The organism is Williamwhitmania taraxaci (genome assembly GCF_900096565.1).
Classification (GTDB): Bacteria; Bacteroidota; Bacteroidia; order Bacteroidales; family Williamwhitmaniaceae; genus Williamwhitmania; species Williamwhitmania taraxaci.
Genome location: NZ_FMYP01000003.1, coordinates 68567 through 85446 on the forward strand (window position 1 = coordinate 68567; position 16880 = coordinate 85446).

At 42.2% G+C, this 16880-nt stretch carries 14 protein-coding genes; 8 read left to right on the forward strand and 6 right to left on the reverse strand.

Annotation, left to right across the window (positions count from 1 at the left end; all coding sequences use genetic code 11):
* The 3 genes from BLS65_RS01540 to BLS65_RS01550 all read right to left on the reverse strand — a co-directional run bounded on the left by BLS65_RS01540 (window position 1) and on the right by BLS65_RS01550 (window position 4037).
* The gene (locus tag BLS65_RS01540; RefSeq protein WP_092434710.1) at window positions 1-1287 is read right to left on the reverse strand and encodes a UDP-N-acetylmuramoyl-tripeptide--D-alanyl-D-alanine ligase; all 1287 of its coding nucleotides are present in this window, start codon (window positions 1285-1287) and stop codon (window positions 1-3) included.
* Window positions 1288-1359: 72 nt separating this feature from the next.
* The gene (gene gldJ / locus BLS65_RS01545; RefSeq protein ID WP_212590476.1) at window positions 1360-2895 is read right to left on the reverse strand and encodes a gliding motility lipoprotein GldJ; all 1536 of its coding nucleotides are present in this window, start codon (window positions 2893-2895) and stop codon (window positions 1360-1362) included.
* A gap of 104 nt (window positions 2896-2999) precedes the next feature.
* Window positions 3000-4037: a PorP/SprF family type IX secretion system membrane protein gene (locus BLS65_RS01550; protein WP_092434716.1), complete on the reverse strand. Its 1038-nt coding sequence runs from the start codon at window positions 4035-4037 to the stop codon at window positions 3000-3002.
* A gap of 225 nt (window positions 4038-4262) precedes the next feature.
* Between BLS65_RS01550 and porU the strand changes: the two genes are divergently transcribed.
* The 5 genes from porU to BLS65_RS01575 all read left to right on the forward strand — a co-directional run bounded on the left by porU (window position 4263) and on the right by BLS65_RS01575 (window position 10398).
* Window positions 4263-7919 (forward strand): type IX secretion system sortase PorU, encoded by a 3657-nt coding sequence (gene porU, locus BLS65_RS01555; protein WP_212590477.1) that lies wholly within the window; start codon window positions 4263-4265, stop codon window positions 7917-7919.
* Between the two features lie 46 nt (window positions 7920-7965).
* The gene (gene porV / locus BLS65_RS01560; RefSeq protein WP_092434722.1) at window positions 7966-9141 is read left to right on the forward strand and encodes a type IX secretion system outer membrane channel protein PorV; all 1176 of its coding nucleotides are present in this window, start codon (window positions 7966-7968) and stop codon (window positions 9139-9141) included.
* Window position 9142: 1 nt separating this feature from the next.
* Entirely contained in the window at window positions 9143-9619 is a 477-nt protein-coding gene (gene ispF / locus BLS65_RS01565; protein WP_092434725.1) for a 2-C-methyl-D-erythritol 2,4-cyclodiphosphate synthase, read from the forward strand.
* An 87-nt stretch (window positions 9620-9706) separates the two neighbouring features.
* The gene (locus BLS65_RS01570) at window positions 9707-10066 is read left to right on the forward strand and encodes a CoA-binding protein (RefSeq protein WP_092434728.1); all 360 of its coding nucleotides are present in this window, start codon (window positions 9707-9709) and stop codon (window positions 10064-10066) included.
* A gap of 5 nt (window positions 10067-10071) precedes the next feature.
* Complete coding sequence (locus tag BLS65_RS01575) at window positions 10072-10398, forward strand: thioredoxin family protein (protein ID WP_170829964.1); 327 nt, start codon at window positions 10072-10074, stop codon at window positions 10396-10398.
* A gap of 462 nt (window positions 10399-10860) precedes the next feature.
* On the opposite strand, the gene BLS65_RS01585 is transcribed toward BLS65_RS01575, so the two are convergent.
* Complete coding sequence (locus BLS65_RS01585; protein ID WP_092434736.1) at window positions 10861-12873, reverse strand: urocanate hydratase; 2013 nt, start codon at window positions 12871-12873, stop codon at window positions 10861-10863.
* Window positions 12874-13133: 260 nt separating this feature from the next.
* Between BLS65_RS01585 and BLS65_RS01590 the strand changes: the two genes are divergently transcribed.
* Genes BLS65_RS01590 through BLS65_RS01600 form a run of 3 tightly spaced genes read left to right on the forward strand, consistent with a single transcriptional unit; the run spans window position 13134 to window position 14953 of the window.
* Window positions 13134-13724: a LemA family protein gene (locus BLS65_RS01590; protein ID WP_092434739.1), complete on the forward strand. Its 591-nt coding sequence runs from the start codon at window positions 13134-13136 to the stop codon at window positions 13722-13724.
* Window positions 13725-13727: 3 nt separating this feature from the next.
* Window positions 13728-14162 (forward strand): TPM domain-containing protein, encoded by a 435-nt coding sequence (locus BLS65_RS01595; protein ID WP_092434742.1) that lies wholly within the window; start codon window positions 13728-13730, stop codon window positions 14160-14162.
* 11 nt (window positions 14163-14173) lie between these two features.
* Window positions 14174-14953, forward strand: coding sequence for a TPM domain-containing protein (locus BLS65_RS01600; RefSeq protein ID WP_092434815.1), 780 nt, complete (start codon window positions 14174-14176; stop codon window positions 14951-14953).
* A gap of 32 nt (window positions 14954-14985) precedes the next feature.
* On the opposite strand, the gene BLS65_RS01605 is transcribed toward BLS65_RS01600, so the two are convergent.
* Together BLS65_RS01605 and BLS65_RS01610 are read right to left on the reverse strand one after the other, a co-directional pair.
* A complete protein-coding gene (locus tag BLS65_RS01605; protein WP_092434745.1) occupies window positions 14986-15762 on the reverse strand; it encodes a zinc ribbon domain-containing protein in 777 nt (258 codons plus the stop codon).
* A 5-nt stretch (window positions 15763-15767) separates the two neighbouring features.
* Window positions 15768-16871 (reverse strand): Nif3-like dinuclear metal center hexameric protein, encoded by a 1104-nt coding sequence (locus BLS65_RS01610; protein WP_092434818.1) that lies wholly within the window; start codon window positions 16869-16871, stop codon window positions 15768-15770.
* Window positions 16872-16880 lie beyond the last annotated feature (9 nt).

The following is a 16880-nucleotide window of genomic DNA, read 5'->3' on the forward strand; positions in this document are numbered from 1 at the left end:
TTATAACGAATCAAATACTTTTTCTAAGCGAATTCCGCGAGACCCCTTCAGTAAGACAAAAGAATTAAGAACAGGGTTATTCGCAAAGTGTTCAAGCAAACAGGCCGAATCTGGAAATGAAGAAACAGGGTAATCTTTGGCAACCTTGGAGAATAGTGGACCAACAAGGAAGATCTTTTCAAATCCGCAATCCATAGCTTGATTTAAAATAGCAGTATGCTCTTCTTCCGAAAAGCTACCAAGTTCGAGCATATCCCCAAGAATTGCGATTTTCTTCCCATTATCAATTTCGGAAACATCCATAAGTGCAGATCGCATACTCGTGGGGTTTGCATTATAGCAATCAAGTAAAACCGTATTGTTCTCGGTTTTTACGATCTGCGAACGGCTATTCCCTGGAACATACTCTTCAATGGCTTCTTTAATAAGCAAGTCGGGAACACCAAATTTACGTCCCACAGCAAATGAGGCTAAAACATTCTCAAGATTATATTTTCCGAAAAGATGGGTCGAAACGACACCAACTGATGGCAAGGAAGTTCGAAGAAACGGCTCTTTCGATGTCGTCGGATAGAGTTCTGCACCAAAGAGCGATGCCGAATAAGAGATTGAATCGACAGTCCTGGACGCAATCATTTCGGATAGATACGCATTAGATTGATTATAAAACGCCAAGCCCTTGTTCTTGGCTAAGTAGTCATATAATTCACCTTTACCCTTTTTCACTCCTTCAAATGAGCCAAAACCGTCCAAATGCGCCTTTCCCACATTGGTGACAATTCCAAAGTTAGGTTCGGTAATACTGCAAAGTTGCGCAATCTCATGCAAATGGTTCGCTCCCATTTCCACAATCCCAAATTCAGTAGTTGTAGAGAAACTTAAGATTGTTAAAGGCACCCCAATATGATTATTCAAGTTTCCCTGCGTGAAGGATACCTTAAACTTTTTCTGCAATACTTTACTGAGGAGTTCTTTCGTGGTTGTTTTTCCATTGCTCCCAGTAATACCTAATATGGGGATACCCAATACACGGCGGTGGTGGTTTGCAACCCTTTGCAAGGACTCAAGAACATTTGAAACGAGCAAGGTGCCCTCAACAGCAAATGCAGGATCATCAATAACAACGAGAGAAGTTCCCTTACTTATGGCATCCAACGCAAACCGATTCCCATCAAAGTTATCGCCTCGAAGGGCAAAAAACACATCATGTGGGCCAACTTCCCGACTATCGGTGATTGCTCTTCCTCCTTTTTGCAGAAAGGAGTAAATAAATAAAACAGGGTCCATAACGAATGATCAAAAAGGAATAGACCCCATGTAAAGAATGGGGTCTATCTCAATTAATATCGGTAAAACTAGTTATCTCTTCATATTTCCCGAGGGGCTACCTACGTGCTCCATTGCACAACGGAAACCTAAATCGTCACGGGATGATTTTTGATCTAAGAATCTACGGGTACCTGGAACCAACCAATATGCTCTATCCTTCCAAGAGCCTCCCTTATACACTCGAGTCTCATCATTCACCAAAGAGGCCATACCATCTTTTGGTTTCATCTTAGAACCTTCCTTTCCTTGAAAATACATTCGAGTTGATCCAAGGTCTTCTGCTTTATCCATATCATTAATCCCAGAATACTCACTACTAGAAGCTAAGTCACCATCGAGGTAATTACGATAATCTGACTTATTGTAGTTAAGACGGCCAGCAACATCGGCTTCTTTAACCGGCTCCCGTATAAGACGACCTAAACTATCCTTCTCAACAATCTGGCCCTCCTCGTTACGCTTCACTTGATCAAAAACGTTTCCTCTGAATGGGCGAAACTCCTCAACATCCTGAGCTGAAAGCGGACGATATACATCAAGTACCCACTCATTAACGTTCCCAGCCATATTATATAGGTTGAAATCATTAGGATAGTAAGCCTTAACGTCTCCAGGAATGGAAGCATTATCATTTAGGTTACCAGCGGTTCCCATGTAGTCTCCTCGTCCTCTACGGAAGTTGGCCATCATCTTGCCTCTTTCCTTCACATCTCCATTTCTAACGTTATGTCCGTTCCAAGGATATAGTTTACGATCCGTAAGGCGCTCTTCGTAAGTATTGCCAATTAAACCAAGTGCAGCATACTCCCACTCCGCTTCAGTTGGAAGCCTATACTTGGGAAGAAGAACTCCGTCTTCAAAGGAAACAGGTCTACCCTCCTTATTATTAGGATCAAGACTAGGCATATTTTTATTCACCGTACCTTGGTATAGACCAGCCAAATAGGCTTCTGTATTAAAATTATCAGCATCCTTCTGCTCTGGAGTAAACTTCAAAATACCTTCTTGAACCAAAAGCATTTCATTCACCCGGTCGGTACGCCAGAGGCAATAATCGTTAGCTTGCACCCAATTGACACCAACCACAGGAAACTCATTGTAAGCAGGATGGCGGAAATAAGTCTCAACATATGGATCGTTATACCCTAATTTTGTCCTCCACACGAGAGTATCGGGCAAAGCATTTCTATAAACTTGTGGGTAAGAAACCAACACTCGGCGCACCCAGTGAAGGTACTCTCGGTAGTCCACATTACGAACCTCCGTTTGGTCCATATAGAACGAAGCAATCGTTACTCTACGAGGCATGTTATTCCAATCATACATAACATCCTGTTCCACACGGCCCATAGTAAACGAACCACCTTCAACAAAAACAAGACCTGGCCCCAGCGTTGGGACATAATTTGCCTTAACCTCGAACCCGCCGTTCTCGTAGTTATTGTATTGCCATCCGGTTGCAGAAGACTTATCACTGCCACCGCCGCCGCCGCCAATGATTCCGCAGCCAGTGAACAATACCATTGAACTGGCAAAAATAGGTAGTAAACTAAACCTGAATTTCATAGGTAAAATATTTTAATGCTTGGAGGTTAATCTAACATCACCGCTCAAATTTAAAAAATATTAGCAAGCGGCATGGTATTTTATCGCACATTTTTTTTACAAAACTAATATTCGGGGCCAAATATTGCTTTTCGCTCCCACCAATATTTTCTTTTCAACTTTTTATACTTGATTTTCATGGTTAAGGTTACCTCATGAATGGTAGTATTAAAACCAAAAACCTTTCCATTTAATGAACCAAGATCAAAACTATATCCAAAGTTAATACTCTTCGTGTAATATCCAAAAAGAAAAGCTACCCTAAAATCACTCCCAGGGAAAGTGTTTTTTACAAAAGTGCCTACAAAGGCGGACTCCAACACAATTAATCCACCCATTTGAGCGCGTGTTTGTCCATTCTGCAATTCCAATACAACGGTAGGGTAAGCCTCCACTCTGCCTATTCGCGAGTGGCCCACTTTTTTCTGATAACGATACCGTATGCCACTCTCCAGCGGTATTGCATATCCTGCATGTAAAGTAATTTTTCGTGGAATTTTAAAATCACCTACCGGAGTAGAATATTCAACTGGTTCAAGAATATGATGAACAGCCAGACCCGCATAGAACGTTCGGTATGAAAACAGAATCCCACCACTAAAATCATATAGCATTTTTGATTGTGAAGCATAACTCTCCACGTTGGCTAAATTACCGCCATTATCATACATATCAGGAAAACGAATACCAGAAGGATTCGTCTGGTAGTAGCCAAAACCTACTTGCAAAGATGGCCTAATTACTATTTCCTTTGAAACTTTAAGTTTATAGGCGTAAGCCATATCCAGATAATTCCTACTATAAATCCCCCCCCCTTGAGCATCGCGGGTTGCCATAACGGCGAATCCACTACGAATAGGTTCAATATAAGTATCAAATGAAACACCATTTGTAATATACGGATCACCTAGACCAGGGTATTGATACCGAGTAACTGCTGAAAGATGCTGGAAATATTCAGAACCAGCATAGGCAGGATTGAAACGAACCCTATTTGGGTAAAATTGATCGAATGTAAAATCTTGCGAATGCGCACCTACCGTCCACAACATCAATTCAACGATGCAAACAAATTTAAACACGGTTTTCCTAGCGCTTTTCATCTACAATAAATAACTACTTTAGCCGTTGGATTAAAATTTGAATGCTTCCAGAAGGCTAAATTACCAAGTTTTTTTGTTATTCCACATAATTCACCCCAAATGAGGTTTACTGTTGCCTTACTTCTCGCCCTTTCAATTCCATTGAAAGCCCTTTTTTCACAACAATCATCAACTAAGATATCAGTCCAAGTCAACTGGTTATTAGAAACTTTACCAAATTCGGGTATGGCAATCAACTCATTTCCCCTTTTTGACGGCATGTTTTATCTTAACAACGATCCTATTCCACACTTATTTTACAAAATCCCAACACCATTTGAATATCGTCCAGATGCCATTTCTGTGTTTTTTGACCAAACGAAAGTAACTATTGACGACCATATATCCAACACATTTATTTCTGCAAGCACGCTTAAAGATGATTTTAGTGGAAATGCATACATTTCGACTGAAAACGGGAGGCAATATCTTTGCATTACAATGATACCATTTCGTAAAGGACCAACCGGCATAGAGAAACTATTAAGTGCTGACTTAACGTTAGTTACATCTGGATCAGTAATTTCAAGAAAAAAAAGTAACGGTAATAATCGGAGTGCAAACTCAGTGCTCGCCGATGGCCTATGGAAAAAGATAAAAATCTCAAAAACTGGGATTTATCGACTTACTTACGACAATCTTATTAGCATGGGCTTTCTTAATCCAAGTAAAGTCACTCTTTGGGGTTCGCAATCAACCATGTTAGCCAAAACGCCATCATCAGATTATCCCGTTGACTTGCAACAAATTCCAACCTCTTTCCTTTTGGGAAGCGATAACCAGTTTAATAGTGGGGATATGGCGGTTTTCTTTTTACAAGACGCTGTAGACTGGAAGTATAATTCTACGAATCGATTCAACCACCAAATCCACGACTACAGCGATTTTGCCTACTATTTTATAACCGACAGCAAACCATCAACGGCCACGATAGTTACAGCCACTAAAATTACGAATGCAAATACCTTCTCCACCAGTTACGACGACTACACCTATATAGAAAGGGAAGACACCAACCTGATAAAATCGGGCAGAGGTTGGTTTGGGGAGAGTTTCGATATTTTAGATTCTCGAAACTATTCCTTTCCTATTCCTGATTTAATTACAACTGCCCCAATTTGGGCACGGATGCGAACAGCAGCCCGATCGAGTTCTTCGAGCAGTTTCACTCTATCCTATGCGGGTAATCCGGTTTTAACTACTACCCATTCGGGCGTTTCCTACGACGAGACATCTGCAGCAGCGAATATATCGGAGAAATCCGCAACATTTAGCGCATCAAATAGCCCATTAAATATTAACATAACCTATTCCCGCCCATCTCCGTCGGCTGCCGGATGGCTGGATTTCCTCGAACTCAATTTCAGGAGAAACTTAAATCTCTCCACGCCTTATGTTTTATTTAGAGATCAAACCGTTGTGGGGGATGGCAAGATTACGGAATTTTCAATTTCAAGTGGAATAGCAGAGAGTCAACTCTGGGAAATATCATCACTCTGGGATGTAAAGCGCGTAGAGACTTCTCTCAGCAATGGAATATTAAAAGGTGTTGTGAACACTTCTATAATGAAAGAGTATATCGCCTTTAACAGTTCGAGACTCGAAAGTCCCACAGTGGTAGGCAGTGTTGAAAATCAAAACTTAACCGGAGCAACTCCTGCGAACCTTGTAATTGTGTCTGCCCCAAATTACATTACCCAAGCGCAACGCATTAGCAATCTTCACAAATCGGCAGATGGACTTACAACGCTCGTGGTTACGTCTCAAGAGGTGTTTAATGAATTTTCGGGTGGAAAGCCTGATGCTGCTGCTATCCGTAACTTCTTGAAGTTTCTTACCGAAAAGGCAACATCACCGGAAACTACACCACGATACCTCCTGCTGTTTGGCGATGGCTCCTATAAAAACCGAAACTTGTCACCGGAAAGTCCATTCATGATAACCTATCAATCGGACAATTCATTGGAAGTATTAAATTCCTACGTGAGTGACGACTTTTTTGGTCTGCTTGATATTGGTGAAGTCCCCGGTACCGGGTTAATGGACATCGGGGTTGGTCGTCTTCCAGCGAGTAATGCAGAAGAAGCCAAGGTAATGGTGGATAAAATCGAGAGCTACATGAACCCAACCAGTAGCATGGACTGGGTAAACAAGTTGACCTTTATTGGTGACGATGAAGATGGAAACATTCACATGAGGGATGCAAATACAATAGCAACTTATGTAGAAACGACCTACCCAAACTATATCGTTGATAAGATCTATTTTGATTCCTACGCACAAATATCATCCCCCTCGGGAGCCCGATATCCAGACGTGACTGATGCCATAAATAAAAAAGTAAACAAAGGTGCACTGATCGTCAATTATACGGGGCATGGAAACGAACAATATCTGGCACATGAAAGGGTGGTGTCTATAGCCGACATTATGTCGTGGACAAACAAGAATAAGTTAGCACTTTTTATTACAGCAACTTGCGAATTTAGTCGATACGACGACTACAACAGAACTTCGGCGGGCGAGTACATTTTGCTCAACCCAAATGGAGGCGGCGTAGCACTCCTTTCTACTACCCGATTAGTATACTCCAACCCCAACTTTACTCTCAACGACAATTTTTTTCACAAAGTATTCGAAAAAGGAATGGATGGGGAATATCCACGCCTAGGGGATTTGGTGAGGGATGCTAAAAACAACACGGGTCCTGATTTCAACAAACTAAACTTTTCGCTACTTGGGGACCCAGCATTAAAACTAAACAATTCAACAATTCAAATAAACGCAGAAAAACTAAATGGCAAATCGCTCACCACAGCATTTGTCGACACACTGAAAGCCCTCTCGAAGGTTACTATTGAAGGCAGTGTAAATACAACCAGAGCGAGCGGTGAAGGAAATGTGAATATTTTGTTTTACGATAAAGAGAAGGAGGTTACCACCCTCAACAACGACAACGGAACCCCATTTATATATAAGACACGCTCCAGCATACTTTACCAAGGAAATGCCACGATTAAAAACGGAACGTTTAAATCAGAATTTATTGTTCCGAAAGACATAGCCTACAACATAGGAAAAGGCAAATTATACTTACAAGCCACAACTGGCCAAAGTGTTGGATTGGCCAACTTCTCCGATTTTTTAGTTGGGGGAATCAACACAAACGCGCCTACGGATATATCGCCACCCTCGGTAGAACTATTTCTGAACGATGAAAATTTTGTTGATGGAGGGATTACCCCTGAACAGCCAAAACTCATAGCCATTATTGAGGATAGTTCGGGTATAAATACCACCGGCAACGGAATTGGTCACGATATCATAGCTGAAATTACAGGCACAACTTCCACGAAAATTGTATTGAACGATTACTATAAAGCCAATCAGGACAGCTATACGGCAGGAAAAATTGAATACCCGCTAGAAAAACTGCAACCAGGAGAGTATTCTCTTAGCCTAAAAGTTTGGGACACCTACAATAATTCAGGATCAAAAAAACTAAGTTTTAGAGTAGTAAAAGAAGAGAACTTTACCATTGAACATCTACTTAACTACCCAAACCCATTTACCGAAAATACTGCCTTTTATTTTGAGCATAACCGCCCGAACAATAATCTTGATGTTTTAATACAAGTGTTCACGCTTTCGGGGAAGTTGGTCAAAACCATAGAATATTCAAGCCTTCCTCCAACCTCCTTACGCATTGGTCCGATTTTTTGGGATGGAAAAGATGATTTCGGAGACAATATCGGACGTGGAACCTACGTTTATAGGGTTCGCGTTAGAACCAACACTGGAGAATCGGTAGAAAGGTTTGAAAAACTAGTAATTTTAAAATAGAGCCCTAAAACGGAAAATAGTTATATTTGTCGATTAATTCACACCTATGGAGATGATTAAAAAGCCTATAATCTTATTGGCACTAGTATTTCTTTCAATTGGGCTAGACGCTCAAACAATTTCAAAAGGAGATCTTGGCGGAGGAATAAATTCAATTCAAACAGCCGTTCCGTTCCTTACTATTGCTCCCGACAGCCGTGGAGGTTCAATGGGCGATCTAGGAGCAGCAACTACTCCTGATGTAAACTCCCAATTTTGGAATCCAGCAAAGTATGCCTTTATGGAGAGTGAAGTTGGAGTAAGTCTTACCTACACCCCATGGCTTAGAAATCTGATTAACGACATAAACCTCACCTACCTTGCCGGCTACTACCGCTTTCGTCCGGATCAAACAATATCCGCTTCGCTCCGATATTTCTCCTTTGGAGATATCACATTTACCGGCGGAAGTGGCAATACAGTAAAGAAGTTCAAGCCAAATGAATTTTCTTTTGATGTAGGTTATTCTAGGCTTTTTGGAAAGAAGATATCCGGTGCTATTGCTTTTCGTTATATTCGATCAGACTTAACTGGAGGCTATTCAAATTCAGGCGCGTCGAGTGCAGGTCAAGCATTTGCTGCCGACATTGCTGCCTACTACCAGCAGCCCATCATGATTGCCGATAAAAAAGGAGAAATGGCATTTGGTGCAAACATTTCCAACATTGGTACGAAATTATCCTACAATGAAGATCAGAAAAAGGATTTCATTCCAATGAACTTCCGATTGGGAGGTAGAGCCACTGCCTTTTTAGATCAATACAACAAAATATCTGTAGCGCTCGATTTCAACAAGTTGCTAGTACCCACACCTCCAATCTACGACATTGACGGAAACATTGTCAAAGGAAAAAACAACAACATATCAGTTACGAAGGCACTATTTCAATCGTTCTACGATGCACCAGATGGCTTTTCTGAAGAAGTAAAAGAAATAGCCTACTCTATTGGTGCAGAATACACTTATGCCAATCAGTTTTCAGTAAGGAGTGGATACTTTCACGAAAGTGAGATGAAGGGAAACAGGAAATACTATTCCGTTGGAGCTGGTGTAAAATACAACTACTTTAACCTCGACTTTGCTTACCTTATTCCAGCTTCGGGTCGAAACAATCCTATGGCCAACACCGTTCGATTCACCCTAACCTTCCAAATGGAGTCGGGAAACTCAAATCGCAGATAGAATGAACATACGCATTGGAAATGGTTACGATGTGCACCGCCTAGCCGAAGGTTTACCCCTTTGGTTAGGCGGTGTGCTAATACCACACAACCTCGGTTCAGTTGCTCACTCCGATGGAGATGTCCTCATACATGCTATTTGCGATGCACTTCTTGGTGCGGCAGGATTGAGAGACATTGGAGTATACTTTCCCGATACAGATCCTACGTTTAAAGGCGTAGATAGTAAAATTTTACTGCATGAGGTAATGAAACTCCTAAGGGAAAAAGGCTATACTGTTGGGAATATTGATACCGTAATATGTCTCCAACGGCCAAAAATAATGGGATTTATTCCACAGATGCAAGAAACACTAGCAAATGTAATGGAGATTGCTATCGAAAATATTTCCATCAAAGCTACAACCTCCGAGAAGTTGGGATTTGTAGGTAGAGAAGAAGGGATTTCGGCTTATGCGGTAGTGCTTCTTTCCCATTAGTCATGTTGGTTAGCGTCCAATAATTCGGTAACTTTGTGGTGAATTGTATACGCAACTCCTTTGTGAGATGAAAACCAGGCAAATTAGATGAAACGGACACTCGTTCTTGGGGCAAGCACAAAAAAAGAGCGGTTCTCTTACCTTGCCATGAAAAGTTTAACCGAAAACAAGATTGATTTTGTGGCTGTTGGCGCAAAAGAAGGCGAAGCGTTTGGTGTAACCATCAAAGTTGGTAAGCCAGAGGAGACAGATATTCATACCGTATCGCTTTACATCAATCCCGAAAGACAAAAGGATTACTACGATTATATTCTAAATCTTAAGCCTCAACGGATTATTTTCAATCCGGGAACCGAAAACGGAGAGTTTTTCAAAATTGCTAGGGAACATAACATTGACGTTGTGCTAGGCTGCACGTTAGTGATGCTTCATAACAAATCGTTTTAAATCACGTGGAAAAGATACAGACAAAGGTAGACATCGAATTCTTTACGCGGCAAGAGGCATGTCTGGTATATCTTACCACAGACGATTGTGGTGCATGCGGCGCCTTATTGCCTAAGATTGAGAGCATGGCCAAGGAATTTCCATTGCTTAACGCTTACCACATCGCCCTACCTCAACATCCCGAACTTGCGGCACCAATGGCTGTATATTCAGCACCAACCGTAATTATTTACTTCGACGGGAAGGAACAAATTCGCAAATCGGGACGATTCTCTATTGACGAGATAAGAATACCACTTGAACGAATCTACAACCTCTATTTCATTGGTTAGTTCTTGGTATAAGTAGCATAAATAGGTGTACTAGTACTATTTGAAAAAGAGGTATATGCCCAATTTATCTTCCGTTCACTTTTATGATACACTCCCGTTCCTGTGACTTCACTCGAATTCCATATGGTTAAAGTACTATCATTGAGTTTACAAAAAACCATATCATCTCGATTCTGAAAGTTGTTGAACACAAAAACAGTGGTATCGATACCAGCATATTCTCTCTCAATGTTAACCAAATATGTGGTATAAGGGGGAACATCTAGTCTCACCTTCCATGAGCCATACAAAGAACCATCATCAGCAGTGCTTATCTTCTCACAACCAACGATCGAAATTGAAAGGAGCAGAATCAAAAAAGCCGCATAGTTTTTCATAATGGGTAGATGGTTAAAAAAAGAAATAAACAACAATATTAAAACGCAATTGCCCTGCAGAAGTTACTCGGCAGGGCAATTATAATTAATTAAAGAACTTATCAATCAATTCGTCATCAGCAATTGAAGGCAAGGTAACTTTAAGTAGTGGTGTCCGCTCCATTTCGCGTTTAATGGCAAAAATCGCAGGTTCATTACGAGCCCAGCTTCGACGAGCAATGCCATTATTAACATCCCACAGCAACATAAGTTTTAGCCGTCTATCGCAATCGGCAGATCCATCGAGGGTCATTCCAAAGCCGCCATTAATCACTTCGCCCCAACCAACTCCACCACCATTGTGTATGGAAACCCATGTGGCACCTCGAAATGAATCACCAATGACATTCTGCACTGCCATATCGGCAGTAAAGCTTGACCCGTCATAGATATTGGATGTTTCACGGTATGGAGAATCGGTACCCGATACATCGTGGTGATCGCGACCAAGCACAACGGGTCCAGATATTTCACCGTTTGCAATCGCCTTGTTGAATGCCTCGGCAATTTTTATCCGGCCTTCCGAATCGGCATATAGGATGCGCGCTTGCGATCCAACTACCATTTTATTTTTGCCAGCTTCCTTAATCCAATGCATATTATCGGCAAGTTGCAATTGAATCTCACTTGGCGCCGTTTTAGCGATTTGAGCCAACACATCATAGGCAATCCTATCGGTAGTTTCCAAGTCCGCTGGATTACCTGTAGCGCAGACCCATCGGAATGGTCCAAACCCATAATCGAAGAACATTGGCCCCATAATATCCTGAACGTACGAAGGGTATCTAAAGTTTCCCTTATCGTTGAGAATATCAGCACCGGCACGACTAGCCTCGAGGAGAAATGCGTTGCCGTAATCGAAGAAATACATTCCATTACCCACCAGTTTATTCACGGCCGCAACATGCCTTACAAGGGTCTCCTCCACCTTCTTCTTAAACAGGTCTGGCTGCTCTGCCATCATTCGATTTGACTCTTCAAGACTCTGTCCAGCAGGATAGTAACCACCAGCCCAAGGATTATGGAGCGAAGTTTGATCCGTACCTAAGTCTACCGAAACACGATCCAAAGCCAAGCGCTCCCATAGGTCAACCACATTACCTTGAAAGGCCAAGGATATTGCTTCTTTCGCCGCAACAGCTCGCTTAATACGTGGAATAAGTTCGTCGAGGCTAGTGTAAACCTCATCCACCCAACCTTGGGAATGCCGCGTATGGACCGCCTTGGGATTGATCTCGGCCACAACTCCAACAACTCCAGCAATAACCGAAGCCTTTGGCTGAGCGCCGGACATCCCTCCTAATCCGGAGGAGACGAAAAGTTTACCACTGATATCATTTTCACCAGGCTTCAGGCGCTTACGAGCAGCATTTAACACGGTAATTGTGGTTCCATGCACAATTCCCTGTGGCCCAATATACATAAAAGAGCCAGCAGTCATTTGCCCATATTGGGAAACGCCCAAGGCATTAAACTTTTCCCAATCATCCTTGGCGGAATAGTTGGGGATAACCATTCCATTAGTAACCACAACGCGAGGAGCATCCTTATGAGAAGGGAACAGCCCCATTGGATGGCCGGAGTATAGAGCAAGCGTCTGCTCATCGGTCATTTCCGACAAATACTTCATGGTAAGCAGATACTGAGCCCAGTTTTGGAATACAGCTCCATTCCCACCATAGGTTATAAGTTCGTGAGGGTGTTGAGCTACTGCATAATCGAGATTATTGCTCAACATTAACATAATTGATGCTGCTTGAAGCGATTTATGGGGATAATCGGATATGGGGCGAGCATAAATAGAATAATCGGGACGAAACCTATACATATAGATGCGGCCATACTCTTCCAGTTCACTTGCAAATTCAGGCGCCAAAATGGCATGGTGCTTTTTGGCAAAATAGCGAAGTGCATTCTTTAGTGCCAATTTCTTCTCGTCCTGAGTTAGAATATGCTTGCGCTTGGGCGCATGATTAATCTCAGGCTCATAGGGCTTTGGATTGGGTAGTTCGTTTGGAATTCCTTGCAAAATGAGCCGTTGAAACTCGTCTCTGGTCATATCGAAATCGATTTAAATTTAGTATTATAGAGTAGCAAAGTTAAAATATTTGCCTTAAGGACAACCCGAAAATTGATCGGACATGCTGTAGAAAATATTTGCATAGTTTTTGATACCTTAGTCGAAACAAATTTTCTTTCTCCCATGTTTATAAAAACAAGAAAAGCATGTCACAGATGGGATTGATATTCTGGAGGAAGGCATCTTCACAACCCATACATTTAAACTACACTGAAAATTATAACTAAAATCACTTACTAATGAAAAAATCATGGATCATTCTGGGAGTTATCGCGATTGTGGTGATAATTCTATTTATGTGGATAAAGGGTAGCTACAACAGCATGGTAGTGCAGGGCGAAACAGTAACCACCGCTTGGGCAAATGTTGAAAGCCAGTATCAACGTAGGGTAGATCTTATCCCCAACCTCGTAAACACAGTTAAGGGTTATGCCGAATTTGAAAAAAGCACCCTTACCGCTGTAGTAGAGGCACGTGCCAACGCCACGAAGGTTTCGATAAATCCACAAAACTTAAATGCTGAATCGATGAAGCAATTCCAGCAAGCACAAGGTCAGCTTAGCGGAGCGCTTTCAAGACTACTAGTTACGGTTGAAAAATACCCAGACCTAAAGGCAAATCAGAACTTTCTTGAGCTACAATCGCAGCTGGAAGGAACCGAAAACAGGATTGCTGTAGAGAGGCGTAACTTCAACGAGGCTGTAAAGATCTACAACAGCAACATCAAGAGTTTCCCAACACTTATTTTTGCAAAGAGTTTTGGGTTCGAGGCCAAGGCATACTTCGAGGCTGATGCAAAAGCAGAAGAGGCACCAAAAGTTCAATTTTAGGGTATGAGCGCTAAAACTTTTTTTACTGCAGAGGAGCAACGTCGAATAGTAGAGGCAATTGCTCAGGCAGAAATGAGTACTTCCGGAGAAATTCGGGTACATCTGGAAAAGAAGTGCAACCTAGAAGTACTGGATAGAGCGTCGCAGGTATTCGCAAAACTAAACATGCACAAAACAGCGGAGCGGAATGGAGTCCTTTTCTACCTAGCGGTGGAAAACCGTAAATTTGCAATACTTGGTGATGCTGGTATAAATGCCAAAACTGGATCTGATTTCTGGAACGAGATTAAAGCCGATGTAGTTCAGGATTTCAGCAGTGGGAACATTGCTGATGGGTTGGTAAATGGCATTTTAAAAGCGGGAGAACAATTGAAGGCACACTTCCCATACCAAAGTGACGATGTAAACGAACTACCCAACGAGATTTCATTTAAATAAAAACGATGGTAATGAGTTCTTTAAAAAAAATAGGTCTCCTACTTTTGATGGTATTGGGTGTTGGTTCTATTTCCTTCGCCCAAACGATCCCGAGTCCGATGTCGCCCCCACGGTTGGTGAACGACTTTACAAGTTTACTATCCCAGCAAGAACAAGCACAATTGGAGCAGAAACTTCGGAACTACGCCGATACAACCTCCACCCAAATCTATATTGTTACCGTTAACAGTTTCGACGGCCAAGACAAGGCTGCCTATGCTGCCATGATGGGAGAACAATGGAAGATAGGGCAAAAAGGTAAGAACAACGGCATCCTACTGCTCATAAAGCCAACAAATAACGAAGGCAAAGGAGAAGTATTTATTGCCACAGGTTATGGAATGGAAGAGAAGGTTACCGATGCCATGTCGCGAAGAATTATCGAAAAGCAGATACTTCCGGCATTCAGATCAAACCAGTTCTATTCAGGACTTGATGCGGCAACAACAACCATTATAAAACTTTCGAGCGGCACTTACAAAGGTGATAAGAAAGGAAAAGAAGGCGGAGTATTCGGCGGGATTCTTTTCTTTGGCTTGCTAGCACTAATGCTATTTCTAGCCTCACGTAGAGGAGGTGGAGGAAAAACATACTCATCTACTGGCAGCAGTCTACCATTTTGGTTGATGGCTGGTGCCGCAGGGAGCAGTTTTGGCAACTTCAGCTCTGGAGGTGGAAGCTTTGGCGGCGGTGGATTTTCCGGCGGTGGTGGCGGAAGCTTCGGCGGCGGTGGCGCCGGCGGAAGTTGGTAATAAAAAAGGGCTCATTTTTGAGCCCTTTTCATTTATCCAATAATTTGATCTTCTGCGACAGTATCATCAACTAAAATTCTACCACAATACTCGCAAACGATTACCTTTTTGCCAAGGCGAATGTCGAGTTGACGTTGAGGCGGAATCTTATTGAAGCAGCCCCCACAAGCATCACGCTTTACAGTTACTACAGCAAGACCATTACGAGCGTTAATCCTCAATCGCTTGTAAGCCGAAAGCAACCTTACTTCGATAAGCCGTTGACAGGCTTCGGATTTCGCATAAAGTGAATCTTCCTCTTTCTTGGTTTCCGAAACAATCTCGTTAAGTTCCATCTGCTTATTAGCCAAATCGGCTTTACGCTCAGTCAAAAGAGCGGATGATTCCTCAATGAGACTTTTCTTGTCCTTGCTTTGAGCGGAAAACTCCTTAATTCTCTTTTCGCTCAACTCAATTTCGAGGGTCTGGAATTCAATCTCCTTGTTCAACGAATCGAATTCACGATTATTCTTAACATTTTTTTGCTGTTCCTCATACTTCTTAACAAGAGCCTTTGACTCAGAAATATCGAGCGTTTTCTTTGAAACGGAGGCATCGAGGGTAGCAACTTCTTGCTCCAAGTTTTTAACTCTGGTCTCTAAGCCTTCAATCTCGTCTTCCAAATCTTGAACCTCCAGAGGCAATTCGCCGCGAAGAAGTTTTATCCTATCAATTGTGGAATCGATGATCTGAAGATCATATAATGCTTTGAGTTTGTCGGATACCGACAACTCGTTGGACTCAGCAACCTTACCTTTGTCTGTCACCATACGGCCTACAAATAATTTATCGGGTTTGAATTTGTTTCTGCTATGTAAACGGCAAAATTAGGGAAATTTTTCTTTAATAAGCTAGAAATTATCTCCAAAGAAGAATATTCGCTCTCGAAATGTCCAATATCCATCAGCATAAGTTTGCCTTTGGCATCAAAAAAATTATGATATTTTACATCTCCGGTAATAAATGCTTGGGCTCCAGAAGATATTGCCTTCTCAAGAAGAGAGTATCCACTCCCACCACAAACAGCCACTCGGCTGATTGTTTTTGATACGGCATTGGTATATCGAATGCAAGGAACACGATAAGTATTCTTTACCACGGCCAGAAAATCATCGATGGAAATTGGCTCTTCAAAATCGCCAACAGCTCCAAGTCCAAGATTCCCAATTGTATTTGCCAAAGGAATGACATCATATGCCACTTCTTCATACGGATGAACCTCAACCATTCGCCGCAGAACCGTTCCCGTGCAGTAGCTAGGGCAAACAACCTCTATACGAACTTCCGGTTCGGAGTGCAATACATCAACCTGCCCAACAAAAGGGGTTGCACCCGCTTCAGCCTTAAAGCTGCCTGTTCCTGTATGGCTAAAACTACACGAACTATAGTTTCCGATATTGCCCGCTCCAGCATCAAACATGGCCTGACGAACGTCTTGAGCATGTGCTTCAGGAACAAAAACCACAATCTTTTGTAGACGGTTCGACAGTGGATCCAATACCTTAAGATTCGTTAGACCCATCTTCTGCCCCATCATAAAACTAACGCCGTTGGCGGTAATGTCAAGATTTGTATGGCAAGAATAGATGCATAAATTATTTTTAATAGCCTTAACCACAATACGTTCCACTTCCGTTGCTCCTGTCAGGCTTTTAATTCCAGAAAAAATCAAAGGGTGATGAGCAATGACCATGTCAATTCCCTTTGCTATAGCCTCGTCAATCACCTCCTCGGTAATATCTAAGGAAAGAATGGCCGCTGCAACGGAGGAAGACGAAAGCCCTACCTGAAGGCCTGAATTATCGTAAGACTCCTGGAGTTGTAGCGGTGCAAAGGTTTCAATACATGTAGTGATTTCGGATACGAGTAGGCGTTGCATTGTCATCGG

Coding starts and splice junctions, on each gene's coding strand:
- BLS65_RS01540 (WP_092434710.1), bottom strand. CDS start 1,287: ATGGACCCTGTTTTATTTATTTACTCCTTTCTGCAAAAAGGAGGAAGA.
- gldJ (WP_212590476.1), bottom strand. CDS start 2,895: ATGAAATTCAGGTTTAGTTTACTACCTATTTTTGCCAGTTCAATGGTA.
- BLS65_RS01550 (WP_092434716.1), bottom strand. CDS start 4,037: ATGAAAAGCGCTAGGAAAACCGTGTTTAAATTTGTTTGCATCGTTGAA.
- porU (WP_212590477.1), top strand. CDS start 4,263: ATGGCAATCAACTCATTTCCCCTTTTTGACGGCATGTTTTATCTTAAC.
- porV (WP_092434722.1), top strand. CDS start 7,966: ATGGAGATGATTAAAAAGCCTATAATCTTATTGGCACTAGTATTTCTT.
- ispF (WP_092434725.1), top strand. CDS start 9,143: ATGAACATACGCATTGGAAATGGTTACGATGTGCACCGCCTAGCCGAA.
- BLS65_RS01570 (WP_092434728.1), top strand. CDS start 9,707: ATGAAACGGACACTCGTTCTTGGGGCAAGCACAAAAAAAGAGCGGTTC.
- BLS65_RS01585 (WP_092434736.1), bottom strand. CDS start 12,873: ATGACCAGAGACGAGTTTCAACGGCTCATTTTGCAAGGAATTCCAAAC.
- BLS65_RS01590 (WP_092434739.1), top strand. CDS start 13,134: ATGAAAAAATCATGGATCATTCTGGGAGTTATCGCGATTGTGGTGATA.
- BLS65_RS01595 (WP_092434742.1), top strand. CDS start 13,728: ATGAGCGCTAAAACTTTTTTTACTGCAGAGGAGCAACGTCGAATAGTA.
- BLS65_RS01600 (WP_092434815.1), top strand. CDS start 14,174: ATGAGTTCTTTAAAAAAAATAGGTCTCCTACTTTTGATGGTATTGGGT.
- BLS65_RS01605 (WP_092434745.1), bottom strand. CDS start 15,762: ATGGTGACAGACAAAGGTAAGGTTGCTGAGTCCAACGAGTTGTCGGTA.
- BLS65_RS01610 (WP_092434818.1), bottom strand. CDS start 16,871: ATGCAACGCCTACTCGTATCCGAAATCACTACATGTATTGAAACCTTT.